We start from the raw sequence: 16,559 nt of genomic DNA, 5'->3' as shown, positions 1-16,559 counted from the left end.
GGGAGACGCTGGTCGGGGTCGGGTGACGGCGATCACGGCAGGCGTGGCTGTGATCGCCTCGGCCGTCCGGGACCGGGTGGGTGCGACGTGGTTCGCACGCTGGCCCCGGACGGTCCAGCGCGCAGGTCAGGACAACGCGGTCAGCGCAGCGCGCAGGATGTCCTCGGCCTCGGCGGGCAACCGGCGCTCCGCGTGCAACCGATGCGCGGCCTCGGCGAGCCGCCGCCGATCCTGCGAGGTGCCCGTGTGCCCGCAGAACGCGGGCAGCAGCACGGCCAGCGACCGCAGATCACGCTGCTCGCACAACAGGTCGAGCAGGTCAGCCACGCGTTGTTCCCCGGAGTTGTGGACGACGGCACCGGTGTCCCGCAGACCCTCCGCCACGGCGTAGCGCAACCAGTCGGCGTACCCGCCCGAGGGCAGCGCGCCGAGCCGGTCTGCCGCGTGGCGGAAGTGCGTGGCGGCCTGCTCGGCATCGCCGAGTGCACGGTGGCAGCGGGCGATGCAGGCGTGCAGCGACGGGTAGAACGCGGCGACCCGCTCGTCGCCCACCGCGTCCGCGCGGGCGAGGCACACCTGGTTCCAGTGCAGTTCGTCGGCGATCGTGGATTGGTGGCGGGCGAGGTAGTGTGCGGCGACGCAGGCTTCGTAGTCGTCGCCCGCCCGCTCCCACGCCTGCTCGAACAGTGCCTTCGCCTCGGCGGGCCTGCCTTCCGCTTCCGCGCGCATTCCCTGCGAACACAACGCGATCACGGGGTTGTCCTTGTCGAGCGACTGCTGTGTGGATTGTGCGGTCATGGCTGTCCTTCCTCGTGAGTGTTCTCTTGCTGTCGCATGTGGACCGGCATGACGAGCGTGGTGAAGCTGCCCTGGTCGGCGGAGCGGACCACCGCGGGCCGGTCGGCGGCGGTGATCTCCAGCAGCACGTCGGGGCCGACGCCACAGGCCACGGCAGGCGCCAGCACGGCGGGATCGAAGGCCAGGCGTGCGCTGCCCGAGCACACGGCGGGCACGGTGGTGTCGCCCACCCTCAGCGCGTCGGTGTCGGTCTCCAGCACCACGGCCTCGCCGTCCGTGTCCAGCGCGCCGAGCAACGCGTCGCGGCCGACGACGATCCGGCTGGTATGCGGCCCGAGCGCGTCGAGAATCCCGCGGTAGTCGGGGTAGTCGCCGGTGTGCACGGGCAGCGGCACGACATCCTCGGTGCCGTCCTTGCCGTCCTCGGCGACGAGGCGTGCTGTTTCCGCGTCAACGACCAGCCGCACGACGTCGTAACGCAAGCCCCACGGCAGCGCGTTGAGCATCGCCTCGACCGGGATCAGCAGCTGGTCCGGCCTTCCCGTGACGCGGTGGGGAACGAGTTCCCTGACCGCGAGGCGATAACGGTCGGTGGCCACCAGCCGGAGCGCGTCGGTTGTCCACTCCACCAGGACGCAGCCGAGTGCGGCGATCTCACCTGTGCGAGAGGCTGCCGGAGCCACCTGCCTGATCGCGCTGGCGAGTTCGGCTCCACCGACGGAGATCTCCCCGTGGGCGGGCCGCTCCACCATGCGCAGCGCGGCCTCCACGGCGGCGTGCGCGGTGTCGGCACGGGCCCGCAGCCTGCGGGCGTGGGCCGTCAGTATCTCGCGGGCGCGGTCGGGTTCACCGGCCAGGACGGCGGTGATGTCGGCGAGCGGTACCTCCGCCTGCCTGAGCGTGCGCAGCAGCACGGCATCGCGCTCCTGCCCCGTGTCGTAGTAGCGGTATCCGGAGTCGGGGTCCACGTGTGCCGGACGGAGGACGCCGCAGTCGTCGTAGAAACGCAGTGCGCTCGGGGTGAGGCCGACGCGGCCTGCGAAGGCGCTGATCGTGTCCATGAGGCAGAGTCTGTGGCCTCGAGTGGCTTGAAGGTCAACCGTAGGATGCGCGGCACAACGGCGAGTCGGCGGCACGGCGGGAGGAGACGCGGATGGGCGAGCGGTTCGGGAACTACCAGAGCGAGATCTACCTGTCCGGTTACGGGGGAACGCCACCGGCGTTCACGACGGACCTCACCCGCCTCGAATCGTCCGCCGAGAGGGTGCTGGAATCGGGGCCGTTCTCCTACGTCGCGGGAGGCGCGGGGGCGGGGGCGACGATGCGCGCGAACCGGGAGGCGTTCGAGCGCTGGGGACTCGTGCCCCGCATCCTCACCGGAGCCACCGAGCGAGACCTGACCACCTCGGTGCTCGGCGAGACGCTGCCCGCGCCCGTGGTGCTCGCCCCGGTGGGGGCGCAGTCCATCGTGCATCCCGGCGCCGAGCCTGCCACCGCGAGAGCCGCCGCAGGGCTGGGGCTGCCGATGGTGCTGTCCACCGCGTCGTCAACGAGCATCGAGGAGGTGGCGGCCGCCTCGGGCGCGGGGCCGCGCTGGTTTCAGCTGTACTGGCCGAACGATCCCGACGTGTGCGGCAGCATCCTCGTCAGGGCACGCGCCGCTGGATACACGGTGCTGGTCGTCACGCTCGACACGTGGTCGCTCGGGTGGCGGCCGTGCGATCTCGACAACGGATACCTGCCCTTCCTTCGAGGTGAGGGTACCGCCGTGCCGTTCACGGACCCGGTGTTCCGCTCCCGGCTCGACGCCACGCCCGAGGAGGACCCCGCGACGGCCGTGCTGCGCTGGATCTCGATGATCACCGGAACGGACCGCGACTGGGACGCGGTGCCGTTCCTGCGCGAACACTGGGAAGGGCCGATCGTGCTGAAGGGCGTCCAGCACGTCGATGACGCGCTACGTGCCGCCGACGCCGGGGTGGATGGCATCGTCGTGTCGAACCACGGCGGGCGGCAGGTGGACGGTGCCGTCGCGGCGCTGGAGGTGCTTCCCACCATCGCCTCCGCGGTGGGAGACCGGCTCGACGTGCTGTTCGACTCGGGTATCCGCACGGGTGCCGACGTCGTGAAGGCGCTGGCATTGGGTGCGAAGGCGGTGCTCGTGGGCCGCCCTTACGTCTACGGGCTGGCCCACGGGGGCGAGGACGGCGTGCGGCACGTGCTGCGCTGCCTGCTCGCTGATCTCGACCTCACGCTGGCGTTGTGTGGCCACCGCAGTGCCGCCGACGCCGGACGGAACTCACTCGTGCGACGGTGACCCCGGCACGGCGAGGTGACCTGGGCGCCGCTACCCAGCCGTTGCCGTCCAGCGGCCCTGGCCACACGGCAACGGATGTCTCACGCCTGTGGAAGACCCGGACCTTTTCGCGGGCCGATCAGGTTGCCGGCCAACGTCAGCACAACCCCGCCGAGCAGCACCCACGGGCCGGGGTCCGCCACGTCGAAGTGTCCCTCGAACAGCATCGCGATGCCGAGACCGTGGAGGATGAGGATGGTGAGGGCGCTGGTCGCCACCAGCAGGCGGAACCGCGTGAAGGTGGCGTGGGTCAGCCGGGTGCGGGGAAGGCCGCTCATCAGCTTCGCCACTTTCTGCGTGCGCACGGCACCGAGTGTCCAGGGCAGCGCGTACAGCGGTTGCAGGGCCACAGCCACGAAAGCCAGCCAGGCCACGTACATGTCCGGCATGACGAACAGGTTGTCGCCGACCGCGTCCAGGAAGTCGAGGAAGCCAAGCGAGTTGTCGCCGATGGTTACCCACGGCAGCACGAGAAGACCTACGAGGGAGGCCACCACGCCCAGTGCGGCCGGGACGGCACCCCACCCGGGCAGGGTGAGCGGTCCCTGCGGAACGGGCCCATGGGGGAACTGTCCCGGCACGGGTTGCGGAGGGTAGGGCTGCCCCGGGTACGGCTGCTGGCCGTACGGCTGCCCGGGGTAAGGCTGCTGCTGGAAAGGCTGTGGTTGCTGCGACGGCTGGTTCGGCATCGCCGGATACTGCTGGGGCTGGAACTGTTGCGGGTATCCCTGGCCCTGGACATGAGGGGGATTCGGCTGTGCGAGCCACGCCCCTGGCTGCGGTTGCTGCTGAGGCGGTTGCTGGCCGGGAGTGTGAGATTGCCACGGCTGAGTCATGGCGTCGCAGCGTACCCGCAGGTGGTGACGGTGACACCGTGCGTTGTGCGGAAAACGGGTGGCCGTCGCCCGAGGGTCGCCGGTTAAGCTGGCCGCCGTATGTCCCCCTCATCCTTTCCGCAGTCGCTTCGCGAGTTGCGTTCCCGCCTCTCCGACCTCACGGTGCGCGACGCGCACCGGCTGAGCCGTCGGCTCGACGGGCTCGGCAAGGCACGCGAACCCAAACCCGGGATACTGGCCGCGATCGCCGTGGACGTGGAGAAGGCCGAGGAGCGGGTGCGGCGGCGCCGCGAATCGCTGCCCGAGGTGACCTACCCCGACGAGTTGCCCGTCAGCAGGCGAAGGGACGACCTCGCCGAGGCCATCCGCGACAACCAGGTGGTGATCGTCGCGGGGGAGACGGGCTCGGGTAAGACCACGCAGCTTCCGAAGATTTGTCTCGACCTCGGGCGCGGTGTGCGCGGGCAGATCGGGCACACACAACCGCGCAGGCTCGCCGCGAGAACGGTGGCCGAGCGCATCGCGGCCGAGTTGAAGACCGACCTCGGCGCGGCGGTCGGCTACAAGGTGCGCTTCACCGACACCTCGGGCGACGACACCCTGGTCAAGGTGATGACCGACGGGATCCTGCTCGCCGAGATCCAGAACGACCGCCTGCTGCGGCAGTACGACACGATCATCATCGACGAGGCGCACGAGCGGAGTCTGAACATCGACTTCCTGCTCGGCTACCTCAAGCGTGTCCTGCCGCGAAGGCCCGACCTGAAGGTGATCATCACCTCGGCGACCATCGACCCCGAGCGGTTCTCCCGGCACTTCGACGGCGCGCCGATCGTGGAGGTCTCCGGCCGCACGTACCCGGTGGAGGTGCGGTACCGGCCGATCGTCGATCCCGACGATCCCGGTGCCGAGGACCGCGACCAGGTGCAAGCCATCTGCGACGCCGTCACCGAACTGCGAGCGGAGGGCCAGGGCGACATCCTGGTATTCCTCTCCGGCGAGCGGGAGATCAGGGACACTGAGGAAGCGCTCGCGGGCATGGACCTGCCGAACACGGAGATCCTGCCGCTGTACGCGCGTCTCTCGGCGGCCGACCAGCACCGCGTCTTCGCGCCGCACCGGGGACGCCGGATCGTGCTCGCGACCAACGTGGCCGAGACGTCGCTGACCGTTCCGGGCATCAAGTACGTCATCGACCCCGGCACGGCCCGTATCTCCCGCTACAGCCATCGCACGAAGGTGCAGCGGCTGCCCATCGAAGCGATCTCGCAGGCGTCGGCCAACCAGCGCAAGGGACGATGCGGGCGCACCTCCGACGGCATCTGTATCCGGCTGTACTCCGAGGACGATTTCACCTCACGGCCCGAGTTCACCGATCCCGAGATCCTGCGGACCAACCTCGCCTCGGTCATCCTTCAGATGATCTCGCTCGGACTCGGCGACATCGGCGCCTTCCCGTTCGTCGAGGCGCCCGACCGCAGGCAGATCACCGACGGCGTGCAGCTGCTCACCGAGTTGGGCGCACTCGAAACGCCGGGATCGGGGCAGGGCAAGGCCACGCAGCGCGGGGCGGCACGGAGCGGGTCCGCACGGGGTAAGGCCGGGCAGGGGCAGGCACTCACGCAGGTGGGGCGCACACTGGCGCAGTTGCCCGTTGACCCCAGGATGGGCCGGATGATCGTGGAAGCCGCGTCGCTCGGCTGCGTGCGCGAGGTACTGGTCATCGCCTCAGGGCTGTCCATTCAGGACCCGCGCGAACGGCCTTCGGAGAAGCAGCAGCACGCCGACCAGCTGCACGCCCGCTTCGCCGACCCGAACTCCGATTTCCTTGCCTACCTGAACCTCTGGAACCACGTCAGGGAACAGCAGAGGGCGCTGTCGAACAACCAGTTCCGCAAACTGTGCCGGGCCGAGTACCTGAACTACCTGCGCATCAGGGAATGGCAGGACGTCCACTCGCAACTGCGCCAGCTGACGAAACAACTCGGTATCACACTGAACGACGTGCCCGCTGACCCGCAGCGCGTCCACACCGCACTGCTCGCGGGACTGCTGTCCCATGTCGGGCTCAAGGACCCGGCGAAGGGTGACTACCTCGGGGCGCGCGGAGCCCGCTTCGCGGTGTTCCCCGGCTCGGCGTTGTTCAAGAAACAGCCGAGGTGGATCGCCTCGGCCGAACTGGTCGAGACCTCCCGGCTGTGGGCGAGGGTCAACGCCAGGGTGGAACCAGAGTGGATCGAGCCGCTGGCCCAGCATCTGGTGAAGCGCACGTACTCGGAGCCGCATTGGGAACGTAAGCGGGGCGCTGTCGTGGCGCTGGAGCGGGTGACGCTGTACGGCATCCCGCTCGTGGTCGGCAGGAAGGTCGATTACGGCCGGATCGATCCGGAGATGTCGCGGGAACTGTTCATCCGTCATGCTCTCGTGGAGGGCGACTGGGACACCAATCACCGCTTCTTCCGCGACAACCGCGCGCTGCTGGACGAGGTCGCCGACCTGGAGAACAGGGCACGGCGGCGTGACCTGCTCGTGGACGACGAGACGCTCTTCGAATTCTACGACCAGCGCGTCGGGGCCGAGGTCACCTCGGCGCGGCACTTCGACACGTGGTGGAAGAAGACCAGGGCCACGCAGCCGGACCTGCTCGATTTCGAGAAAGCCATGCTCGTCAACGAGCGCGCCGACGACGTGCGGCAGGCCGACTATCCCGACACGTGGCGGCAGGGCAGCCTGACGTTCGACCTCACTTACCAGTTCGAGCCGGGGGCCGACGAGGACGGCGTGACCGTTCACATCCCGCTCGCGGTGCTGAACCAGGTCGCCGCAGGCCCCTTCGAATGGCAGGTTCCCGGTCTGCGTGAGGAACTCGTCACCGCGCTGATCAAGTCGTTGCCGAAACCGTTGCGGCGTCAGCTCGTGCCTGCGCCGGATACGGCACGGCAGGTGCTGGCCGAGGTCGGCCCCGCCGACGGTCCGTTGCTGCCGACGGTGGGGCTGGCGCTGGAGCGGCTCCGCGGGGTGGAGGTGCCGCTGGAAGCGTGGCAGCTCTCGTCGGTGCCCGGCCATCTGAAGGTGACCTTCCGGGTGGTCGGCGAGCGCGGCAGGACGCTCGCCGAAGGCAAGGACCTCGAAGCGTTGCGCGACAAACTCGGCGACCAGTTGCGCAGCACCATTTCCGCCGCCGCCGACGACCTGGAGCGGTCGGGTCTGCGTACCCCCGACTTCGGTTCCCTGCCGCGCCAGTTCTCCGCCCGGCGCGGCGGACACGAGGTGAAGGCGTATCCGGCGCTGGTTGATGAGGGCGACAGCGTGGCCGTGCGGATGCTCGACACACCGGGCCAGCAGCGCGCGGCGATGTGGCGGGGCACGCGCAAACTGTTGCGGCTCAACGTCGCCTCGCCCGCGAAGTACGTCAACCGTCACCTGTCGAACGAGTCGAAACTGGTCCTGACCCGCAATCCCCACGGCGGGGTAGCCGCACTGGTCGATGATTGCGTGAACTGTGCCGTGGACAAGCTCATGGCAGGAGCAGGCGGCCCGGCATGGGACGAACGGAACTTCGCGCCCCTTCTCGAACGGGTGCGCTCAGGGCTGAACGGCACCGTGCTGACCGTGCTGCGCACCGTGGAGGACGTGCTGCGCGCGGCGCACGACGTCGAGGCGAGATTGCAGACCGTGCGCGGTGACGCCCTCACCGAGTCCCTTCAGGACATCCGGGCCCATCTGTCCGGACTCGTCCACGCCGGATTCGTCACCGAGACGGGCTTCGACAGGCTCGGCGACCTGGTGCGGTACGTCAGGGGAATCGAGCGCAGGCTCGACAAGCTGCCCTCAGACCCGGCGCGCGACGTCGAGCGGCTGCGGGACATCGCGTGGCTTCGGCAGGAGTATCAGGCTGTGGTTGACGCGCTGCCCCCTCGCACGGACCCGAGCCCTGAGCTGGCCGAGATCCCGTGGATGATCGAGGAGCTACGGGTGAGCTTCTTCGCCCAGACCCTCGGCACGGCCTATCCCGTCTCGCTCAAGCGAGTGCTGAAAGCTTTGGACACCGCAGCCCCCTGACGCCGTGTCCGCACTTCCTGCACGCGTGTCCGCACTTCCTGTACGCAATGCGGGATTTCAGGGCCGGTGTGGACACTCGGCCGAATTCCCTTGACCTCGACGTTACTGGAGATACCAGGCTGTCGGTGTGCCCGCCGTCAGGCTGGCAGGGAGTGAGGATAGAGGGACGATGACCACGACAGCGACTGGCACGACAGGCAGTCTTGCCGCAGACCCGGTGACCGTACTGGGCCTCGGCGACATGGGATCGGCGATCGCCAGGGCGTTCGTCGAACGCGGGCACCGAACGACGGTCTGGAACAGGACCGCGAGCAAATGCCGCCCGCTCGTCGAAGCGGGGGCCTCGGCGGCCGCTACTCCCGACGAGGCGGTGGAGGCGAGCCGGTTCGTCGTGGTCTGCCTGCTGGACAGCGCAGCGGTGGACGAGGTACTGGGCTCCGTCACGAGCTCGCTCGCGGGCAAGGTGCTGGTGAACCTCACGAGTGGCTCTCCCAGCCAGGCGCGATCCAACGAGCGCTGGGCGCGAGAACGGGGCGCCGAGTATCTCGACGGCAAGATCATGGGAGACCCGCCGGATGTGGGTACGTCGAACGTCTCGCTCTCGTTCAGCGGTTCCCGCAGTGCGTTCGACGCCCACGAGCCGATACTGCGGGAACTCGGTGGCGTCGCGTACCACGGCGAAGACGCCGGCCTTGCAGCCGTGGAGTTCCTCGCCCAGGTCGCGATGGGATACGAACTGTTGATCGGTTTCCTGCACACGCTCAGCGTGGTTCACGCGGAAGGCGTCGAGGTGGAGGCGTTCGCTGAGCGCGTCGCGGGCTCGGTCGCCGCATATCCGCCCTTGCTGACCATGATGGGTAAGGCGATCGGCAGCGGCGAGTACGGGCCCGATCTCGGCTCTCTCCGGGTGCAGGCCGCGTTGATGGACGATCTGATCAGCCACAGAGAATCTCTCGGTGTGGAGGCAGTGCGGATGCGGGAGGTCAAGGAACTGATGGATCAGCGCATCGCCGACGGCCACGGTGGGCAGGGCTTCTCCAGCCTGTTCGAGCTGCTGACGAAGCGCTAGCGACGCCGTGTCCGCAGTTCCCGCACGCGTGTCCGCAGTTCACGGCGCATCGGCGTAGACCTCGACAGCCGTGGTGGGCATGGGAAACCGCACCGGGCACGAAGGCCCGAACACCAGCGTGGTGGTCTCTATCGCCGCCCCGGCCAGCTCCGTGGTGACGCGGTCGGCCAGCTCGGCGGGGCAGTGCACGAGCACCTCGTCGTGCTGGAAGAACACCAGGTGTGCCGGTGCGGGCAGGCGTCGGCGGAGCATCGCGAGGAACACGGCGGTCCAGTCGGCCGCGCTGGCCTGCACCACGAAGTTGCGGGTGAAGCGGCCCCAGTCGCGCGCGACCCTCCGGGCTGTCTCCTCGTCACCGTTGCCGCCTGTGAGCGTGCGCCATTCCTCGGAAGGAAGGGGTGACGTCCTGCCGAGGCGAGACCGGACGGTACCACCGCGCTCGCCCTGAAGGGCCGCGTGCTCCACATAGGACACGGCGTGCGGGAACCGCCGTCGCAGCAGAGCGAGCAGTGAGGCAGCCTCACCTGCCACTCCGCCGTACATCGCCGAGAGCATCGCGATTTTCGCGCGGTCGCGGTCGTCGCCGCGGGGCGTCCTGCCGAACATGGTGGAGGCGAGGCTCGCGTAGAGGTCGGCCGACGCCGACACCTCCGCGAGCCTGCGATCACCGGACAACGCGGCGAGGACACGCGGTTCCAGTTGCGCGGCGTCGGCCACGACGAGCGTCCAGCCCTCGTCGGCGCGCACGCACTCGCGCAGCACCTTCGGAATCTGCAGGGCCGCCCCACCTCGGCTCGCCCAGCGGCCTGACACCACACCGCCCACGACGTAGACGCCGCGGAACCGGTCGTCGCGCACCCACTGATCGAGCCAACTCCAGCCGTGGGCGGAGTGCAGGCGGGCGAGTTCCTTGTACTCCAGCAGCGGCGCGATCGCGGGGTGGTCGATTCTGCGAAGGGCGTGGGCGCGGGCGGAGGTCACCTCGACGCCGTCCCTGCGCAATGCGCGCACGATGCTGCCGGGGGCGTCCGGGTTCACCGGTCTTCCACCGAACGCCGAGGCGACCCGCTCGGTGAGTTCGGCGAGTCTGCGAGGTCGTTGCCCTGACGGCACTCTGGGGCCGAGTAGGTCGGTGAGCAGTCTTCTGTGCACGTCGGCACGCCACGGCAGCCCGTCTGCCGACATCTCCACGGCGGCCAGCGCGCTGGCGGCCTCGGCCGCGACGAGCAAGCGCATCCGATCGGGGTGAGGGAGATCGCGAATCCGCTGTTCCTGGTCGAGGAGAACGACTTCCGCCGCTTCACCGGGGTCCACACCCGGTGGAAGACCCGAGTGGTGGAGGTCGAACAGGGTCGGTTCGTCGCCGTCGTCCGCCGGACCGGAGTCAGCGGCGAGAGGAGGCGGCAGTCCTTTCGCCCTGGCGTAGGCGGAGGAGAGCGAACGTGATTCCCCGTGGCGGCCCGCGTGGGCGAGCAGCAGGTATTCGGTCAGCGCGAGATCGATGCATCGACCGATCCGCACGCCGTCGGCGACCAACGGAGGGTAGTCGTGCCCGACCGAGGGGAACACCCATCTCGGCTCGTGCTCGCGTTCCCACCTCCGTATCAGTGCGGCGGCCTCGGCCGCGTGGAGCCCGTCTTTTCGCGCACCCGGGATGGGTGTGCTGGGGCGCACCAGATAGCCGCCGTCCGGCTGCCGCGCCACGATGATGCGCACCAGGACAGTGTGCGGTCGCCCACCGACATTTCACCCTCGACGAGGTAACCTACTTGCCGGTAGGTTTGCGTTGTCGTGGGGACGAGGAGGTGGGCATGGGCTTGTCACTGCTCGACCGGGTCGCGGGCGCAGTGGTACGGACCGCTCGGAGCATCGCGGTGCTGCACAGGGCTGGGCTCGTGCCGGTACCCCGCCTCGACGAAGCCGTCCGGTCGATGATCCTCACTCGCCGCTACGGTCCCCTCGCCGGTTCCGTCCGCATCGCCGCCCGCCGTTCCCCTCACTCCGTCGGCCTCGTTGACGAGCGTGGCTCGCTGACGTTCGCCCAGCTCGATCTGCGGTCGAACGCGCTGGCACGGGCACTGGCGCGGCGTGGTGTGAGGGCGAGCACCACCATGGCCGTGCTGTGTCGCGATCACCGAGGGCTCGTGCTGACCTTGCTGGCGGCTGGCAAGCTCGGCGTTCCGGTGTTGCTGCTCAACACCGGGTTCGCCACACCCCAGCTCGCCGACGTCGTCGCGCGCGAGAACGTCGGCGTACTCGTCCACGACGCGGAGTTCACGGACCTGCTCGGTGGCATCGCGGGTGTCGATCGGTACCTCGCGTGGACGGACTCCGATGCGGCGACCTCGCCGGATGTGCCGCTGCTTGACGACGTCATCGCCGGTGCCGACGACCACCCACTGCCCGCGCCGGCCAGCCCGGGTGGCTTCGTCCTGCTGACCAGCGGGACCACGGGGGCCCCGAAGGGAGCGCCCCGCCCGAAGGTCTCCGCACTGCGTTCCGCCGAATTCCTCGACCGCATCCCGCTGCGCACGGGTGAGGCGACGTACTTCGGGGCGCCGTTGTTCCACGCCACCGGGATCTCCCAGTTCATCCTCTCCTGCGCGCTCGGATGCACGGTGGTGTTGCGCAGGCGGTTCGACCCCGAGGCCACGGTGCGCGGCGTCGCCGAGAACCGGTGCACCGCTCTCGTCGTGGTGCCCACCATGCTTCAGCGGATTCTCGACCTCGGACCGGAAGTACTGGCCAGATACGACACGTCGAGCCTGCGGGTGATCTTCGTCGCCGGGTCGGCACTCGCGCCGGAGGTCGGCAACCGCGCCAGGGCGGCGTTCGGTGACGTCGTCCACAACGTCTACGGCTCCACCGAGGTCGCGATCGCCACGGTCGCCACACCGCAGGACTGGGCGCGGGCGCCTGGCACGGTGGGCAGGCCGCCGGTCGGGTGCCACGTGGCCCTGTACGACGACGAAGGACGCCGCATCACCACGCCGTACGTCACCGGCCGTGTGTTCGCGGGAAGCGGGCTCGCCTTCACCGGTTACACCGATGGCAGGGCCAAGGACACCATCGACGGCCTCATCGCCACCGGCGACGTCGGGCATTTCGACGCGGAGGGCCTGCTGTTCCTCGACGGCCGCGACGACGAGATGATCGTCTCGGGTGGCGAGAACGTCTACCCGGTCGAGGTCGAGAACGTGCTCCTGGCGCATCCCGGCATCCGCGAGGCCGCGGTGATCGGCGTGCCCGACGAGGAGTTCGGGCAACGGCTGAAGGCGTTCGTCGTCGTCCGAGACGGCTCCACGGTGGACGCCGATGCCGTCCGTGAGCACGTGCGCGGCAACCTCGCGAGGTTCAAGGTGCCGCGCGATGTCGAGTTCCTCGACGCGCTGCCCCGGAACTCCACCGGAAAGATCCTCCGCAACGCCCTGGCGTAGCCGTGTCCGCAGTCTGTGCACGCGCGTTCGCAGTCTGTGCACATGTGTCGGCAGCTTGTGCACAAGCCGCGTACACCAAGTGCGGACACGCGTACGGGAGGTGCGGACACGGCGTCAGGCCAGGTGGCGGCGGGAGGCGATGCCACGCGGGCGTGGCGGTGGCAGCAGGCTGAGCAGGGACCCCGTCGGAACGTCGAGAATCTGTTCGAGGACGAGCACCGCGCGCAGCGACCGTTGCCGCTCGGGCTGTCGCTTGCCCGACTGCCAGTAGCTCAGCGCGGTGACGCTCACCGGCACCCCTCGTTGCTGGAGTCGCACTTGGATCCGGTCGAGGCTCAGGCCGCTGGTGGAGATCGCCGACCGAAGCTCCTCCGAAAACGCCGTCGTGCTACTCATTGTGTCCCCTCGCCTGCCCTGGATAACGATCTGGGAACACGTTAGCAGCACCTGTAACGCCTGGTGAGGAATCCGCTGCGAAAGATTTGATCCGAACGGAGTAGTGCTCACTCGGTCGAATGGTCCAGAACTGGTAAATGTGAATCATTGCCCATGTTCCACGGTCGGCGCTCTCATGGTCACACCACGTTGTTGCCTGACACGGAAGGAATCCGATGGGCACCTCAAGGAAAGTCACCAGGGCGGCCCTGACCGGCGCCGTCGCGGTGGGTGTGACAGGACTGTTCGCCACCGCGATGGCTCCGGCGTCGGCCGCGACCGGCGAGGTCCTGCACGCGGACTCGGCGAAGGCGATCGACGGCAGCTACATCGTCGTGCTGAAGGACCAGCAGGCCGGTTCGCTGTCGGCGTCGGAGGTCGCGGCGCAGGCGCGTTCGCTCGCCGGCGACTACGGCGTCGCGGTGAAGCAGACGTTCGACACCGCACTCGACGGGTTCACGGTCAAGGCCGACGAGGCGACCGCGAAGCGGCTGGCCGCCGACGAGTCCGTGGCTTTCGTCAGCCAGAACCAGCGCCTCCACATCTCCGACGAGCCGGGCACACGGGCGGTGTCGTCGTGGGGACTGGACCGCATCGACCAGCGTGACCTGCCGCTCGACGACAGCTACACGCCGCCGAGCTCGGCCGCCGATGTTACGGCGTACATCATCGACACCGGTGTGTCGGCGCACAGTGACTTCGGCGACCGCCTCCAACCGGGCATCGACTTCGTGGACAACGACGAGGACGCCACCGATGAGAACGGCCACGGCACGCATGTGGCCGGCACGGTCGGCGGTTCCACCTACGGCGTCGCCCCCGACGTCAAGCTTGTCGGTGTCCGCGTTCTCGACGCCAACGGCAGCGGCACCACCGCCGGGGTCATCGCGGGTGTCGAGTGGGTCGCGGAGAACGCCTCAGGGCCTTCCGTGGCGAACATGAGCCTCGGCGGCGGTGTTGACGAGGCTCTGGACGAGGCCGTCCGCGGTGCCATCGCGGCCGGTGTCACGTTTGGTGTCGCGGCGGGCAACGAATCGTCCGACGCCAGCAACTCGTCGCCCGCCAGGGTCGCCGAGGCGATCACCGTCGCGGCGAGCGACCAGGACGACAGCCAGGCGTCCTTCTCCAACTACGGCGACGTGGTGGACATCTACGCCCCCGGCGTGAACATCACCTCGGCGTGGCACGACGGCAGCGAGAACACCATCAGCGGTACCTCGATGGCCACCCCGCACGTGGTGGGTGCCGCGGCGCTGCACCTGGCCGCCAACCCGGACGCCTCGCCCGCCGATGTCGCCGACGCGCTGACCTCCTCGGCGACGCCGGACGTCATCTCCAACCCCACAGGTGAGACTCCGAACCGCCTGCTGTACGTGGGAGGCTGAGGCCAGGACCCTGACCCGCACATCACTTCTCCTCCCGGCCCGGCGCACCTCGCGCCGGGCCGGGCTCGTTACTGATGGGTAAGTTCCGGGTAGGGTCGGGCGCATGGCCGTCAGGAAGAACATCGTGATCACCGGCGCGAGCTCGGGCCTCGGTGAGGGAATGGCCCGCCGATTCGCCGCAATGGGCCGTGATCTCGCCCTGTGTGCCCGCCGCCGTGAGCGGCTCGACGCCCTCGCGGCGGAACTCACCGAACGGCACCCCGGCATCCGGGTCGTGGTCCGCGAACTCGACGTCAACGACCATGACCGGGTTTTCACGGTTTTCGAGGAGTTCCGGTCGGAACTCGGCACGCTCGACCGCGTCGTCGTGAACGCGGGCCTCGGCAAGGGGCAACCCGTCGGGACGGGGCATTTCACCGCCAACCGGCAGACCGTGGAGACCAACCTGGTGGCAGGACTCGCCCAGTGCGAGGCCGCCGTGTCGGTCTTCCGGGAACAGAACGCGGGACACCTCGTGGTGATCTCGTCGTTCAGCGCGGTGCGGGGAATGCCGCGCAACCTCACCGCGTACGCCGCTTCGGAGGCGGGCCTCGCCACGCTCGCCGACGGCATCAGGACGGACCTGCTCAGCACTCCTGTCGCCGTCACCACGGTGCTGCCCGGCTACATCGAGTCGGAGATGACCCGCCGCGCCTCAGGCAGAACTCCTCTGCTGGCGAGCGCGGAGGCGGGTGCGAGGGCACTCGTCGCGGCGATCGAGAAGGAACCGGCGAGAGCCTACGTTCCTTGGTGGCCGTGGACACCGCTCAGCGTGCTCGTGCGCATGCTTCCCGCAGGCCTGCTCCGCAGGATCGGCTGAACCGGAAAGGCTGGGCCGATGGGAGTCGTTTACCTGATCCGGCACGGGCAGGCGTCGTTCGGCGCCGACGACTACGACGTCCTTTCCGGTCTCGGGCGGGTTCAGGCGAGGGCACTCGGCGCCGAACTCGCGCGAAGGGAGACGGCGGTGTCACTGGCGTGGTGTGGCACGCTGTCCCGCCAGCGAGCCACAGCCGAATTGGCGCTCGCCGAGGTCACCGGTGACATCTCCGTGGAGACCGACGCCCGCTGGAACGAGTACGACCACGTCGAGATCGGGGCCCACCACGGTGGCGGGCTCGCGCAGGACAGCGCCGACCCGAGGGCGTACCAGCACATGCTTGAGAAGGCGCTGAGGGCGTGGGTCGAGGCCGGCGCCGACAGCCCGTGCGCCGAGACGTGGCCGATGTTCCTCGCCCGCGTCCGTGCGGCGTTCGACGATGTCGTGTCACGTGTGGGAACGGGGGAGCGGGCTGCCGTCTTCACGTCAGGTGGGGTGATCTCGACGTTGTGCGGCGACCTGCTCGGCGACGCCGTCACAGGGTTGCTCTCCCTGAACCGGGTGACGGTCAACGCGGGACTGAGCAAAGCGGTCACCGGCCGTTCCGGAACGACGCTGGTGTCGTTCAACGAACACGGTCACGTCGATGGTGAGACGGTGGGATTGCTGACCTACCGGTGAGCACGGCCGTCACGTGGCCGCGAGTTCGGGCAGCACCTCGTCGGCGAGCGACCGGAGGACGTGACTGAGGAGTGAGTGCACCTGTGGGCGGTCGAGAGTGCCACGCACCAGCCATTCCCGCCCCGCGGCCTTGACCATGCCCGCGTAGGCGCGGACGACGGCGTTGAACTGCTCCCACCTCGTGTCGTCCCGGTGGAAACCCAGGGCTTCCAGCACGCGGTCGGCGGCGTGCCGGTCGGCTTCGTCGAGGATGCGATCGACCTCGCTGTCCCGTCCTATGCCTTCGGGGGTGATCGCGGCGAGCCACCTCGTCTCCTGCGCGCTCACCATGTCGAGGAACCACTCGACAGCGGCGTTCGCGCGTTCCTCGGTTGATCCGGCAGGGCGGAGGGACACGGCTCCGTCGGGGACGTTGAGCGCTCTCCGCACCACGGCGAGATACAACTCGCGTTTGGTACCGAAGTAGTGGTTGATCAGACCTCGTGCCACGCCTGCCCGTGCTGCGATGTCCGAGGTGGACACATCGGCATAGGGGCGCTCCCCGAACAGTTCGGCGGCGCAGGCGAAGATCTGCTCTCTGCGTCGGTCGGGCTCCAGCCGCCGCCATTTCGGCGCGGATTCCGTGGTCATGCGCCGCAGTT

Annotated in this window: 13 protein-coding genes; 7 read left to right on the top strand and 6 right to left on the bottom strand. The window is 69.0% G+C overall.

Annotation, left to right across the window (positions count from 1 at the left end; translation table 11 throughout):
* Positions 1–126 precede the first annotated feature (126 nt).
* Together SACXIDRAFT_RS03040 and SACXIDRAFT_RS03035 are read right to left on the bottom strand one after the other, a co-directional pair.
* Complete coding sequence (locus tag SACXIDRAFT_RS03040; RefSeq protein WP_006236999.1) at positions 127–798, bottom strand: hypothetical protein; 672 nt, start codon at positions 796–798, stop codon at positions 127–129.
* On the bottom strand, positions 795–1,859 hold the full coding sequence (locus tag SACXIDRAFT_RS03035) for a DNA polymerase III subunit beta family protein (RefSeq protein ID WP_006236998.1): 1,065 nt from the start codon (positions 1,857–1,859) through the stop codon (positions 795–797). The genes SACXIDRAFT_RS03040 and SACXIDRAFT_RS03035 overlap by 4 nt, the downstream gene beginning before the upstream one ends.
* 92 nt (positions 1,860–1,951) lie before the next feature.
* Here SACXIDRAFT_RS03035 and SACXIDRAFT_RS03030 point away from each other — a divergent pair, with 92 nt between their 5' ends.
* Positions 1,952–3,115 carry an alpha-hydroxy-acid oxidizing protein gene (locus tag SACXIDRAFT_RS03030; protein WP_006236997.1) on the top strand — a complete coding sequence of 388 codons (1,164 nt, stop codon included), beginning with the start codon at positions 1,952–1,954 and terminating at the stop codon, positions 3,113–3,115.
* Positions 3,116–3,195: 80 nt separating this feature from the next.
* Here SACXIDRAFT_RS03030 and SACXIDRAFT_RS03025 read toward each other — a convergent pair whose 3' ends face one another.
* Complete coding sequence (locus SACXIDRAFT_RS03025) at positions 3,196–3,843, bottom strand: hypothetical protein (protein WP_006236996.1); 648 nt, start codon at positions 3,841–3,843, stop codon at positions 3,196–3,198.
* A gap of 246 nt (positions 3,844–4,089) precedes the next feature.
* Here SACXIDRAFT_RS03025 and hrpA point away from each other — a divergent pair, with 246 nt between their 5' ends.
* Together hrpA and SACXIDRAFT_RS03015 are read left to right on the top strand one after the other, a co-directional pair.
* The gene (gene hrpA / locus SACXIDRAFT_RS03020) at positions 4,090–8,052 is read left to right on the top strand and encodes an ATP-dependent RNA helicase HrpA (RefSeq protein WP_006236995.1); all 3,963 of its coding nucleotides are present in this window, start codon (positions 4,090–4,092) and stop codon (positions 8,050–8,052) included.
* A gap of 169 nt (positions 8,053–8,221) precedes the next feature.
* The gene (locus tag SACXIDRAFT_RS03015) at positions 8,222–9,121 is read left to right on the top strand and encodes an NAD(P)-dependent oxidoreductase (RefSeq protein ID WP_006236994.1); all 900 of its coding nucleotides are present in this window, start codon (positions 8,222–8,224) and stop codon (positions 9,119–9,121) included.
* 39 nt (positions 9,122–9,160) lie between these two features.
* Here SACXIDRAFT_RS03015 and SACXIDRAFT_RS03010 read toward each other — a convergent pair whose 3' ends face one another.
* Positions 9,161–10,837, bottom strand: coding sequence for a bifunctional 3'-5' exonuclease/DNA polymerase (locus tag SACXIDRAFT_RS03010; protein ID WP_006236993.1), 1,677 nt, complete (start codon positions 10,835–10,837; stop codon positions 9,161–9,163).
* A 95-nt stretch (positions 10,838–10,932) separates the two neighbouring features.
* On the opposite strand from SACXIDRAFT_RS03010, the gene SACXIDRAFT_RS03005 reads away from it, so the two are divergent.
* The gene (locus tag SACXIDRAFT_RS03005) at positions 10,933–12,558 is read left to right on the top strand and encodes an acyl-CoA synthetase (protein ID WP_006236992.1); all 1,626 of its coding nucleotides are present in this window, start codon (positions 10,933–10,935) and stop codon (positions 12,556–12,558) included.
* A gap of 114 nt (positions 12,559–12,672) precedes the next feature.
* Here the strand turns inward: SACXIDRAFT_RS03005 and SACXIDRAFT_RS03000 are convergent, their stop codons facing one another.
* Positions 12,673–12,954 carry a hypothetical protein gene (locus SACXIDRAFT_RS03000; protein WP_006236991.1) on the bottom strand — a complete coding sequence of 94 codons (282 nt, stop codon included), beginning with the start codon at positions 12,952–12,954 and terminating at the stop codon, positions 12,673–12,675.
* 215 nt (positions 12,955–13,169) lie between these two features.
* Between SACXIDRAFT_RS03000 and SACXIDRAFT_RS02995 the strand changes: the two genes are divergently transcribed.
* The 3 genes from SACXIDRAFT_RS02995 to SACXIDRAFT_RS02985 all read left to right on the top strand — a co-directional run bounded on the left by SACXIDRAFT_RS02995 (position 13,170) and on the right by SACXIDRAFT_RS02985 (position 15,918).
* On the top strand, positions 13,170–14,378 hold the full coding sequence (locus SACXIDRAFT_RS02995) for a S8 family peptidase (protein ID WP_006236990.1): 1,209 nt from the start codon (positions 13,170–13,172) through the stop codon (positions 14,376–14,378).
* A 103-nt stretch (positions 14,379–14,481) separates the two neighbouring features.
* A complete protein-coding gene (locus SACXIDRAFT_RS02990; protein WP_006236989.1) occupies positions 14,482–15,237 on the top strand; it encodes an SDR family oxidoreductase in 756 nt (251 codons plus the stop codon).
* A gap of 18 nt (positions 15,238–15,255) precedes the next feature.
* A complete protein-coding gene (locus tag SACXIDRAFT_RS02985; RefSeq protein ID WP_006236988.1) occupies positions 15,256–15,918 on the top strand; it encodes a histidine phosphatase family protein in 663 nt (220 codons plus the stop codon).
* Between the two features lie 9 nt (positions 15,919–15,927).
* Here the strand turns inward: SACXIDRAFT_RS02985 and SACXIDRAFT_RS02980 are convergent, their stop codons facing one another.
* Positions 15,928–16,548: a TetR/AcrR family transcriptional regulator gene (locus SACXIDRAFT_RS02980; RefSeq protein ID WP_006236987.1), complete on the bottom strand. Its 621-nt coding sequence runs from the start codon at positions 16,546–16,548 to the stop codon at positions 15,928–15,930.
* Positions 16,549–16,559 lie beyond the last annotated feature (11 nt).

The sequence above is a fragment of the Saccharomonospora xinjiangensis XJ-54 genome, assembly GCF_000258175.1.
GTDB lineage: Bacteria > Actinomycetota > Actinomycetes > Mycobacteriales > Pseudonocardiaceae > Saccharomonospora > Saccharomonospora xinjiangensis.
Note: the sequence above shows the minus strand (reverse complement) of the source record. Positions and strands in the feature narration are given on the sequence as shown.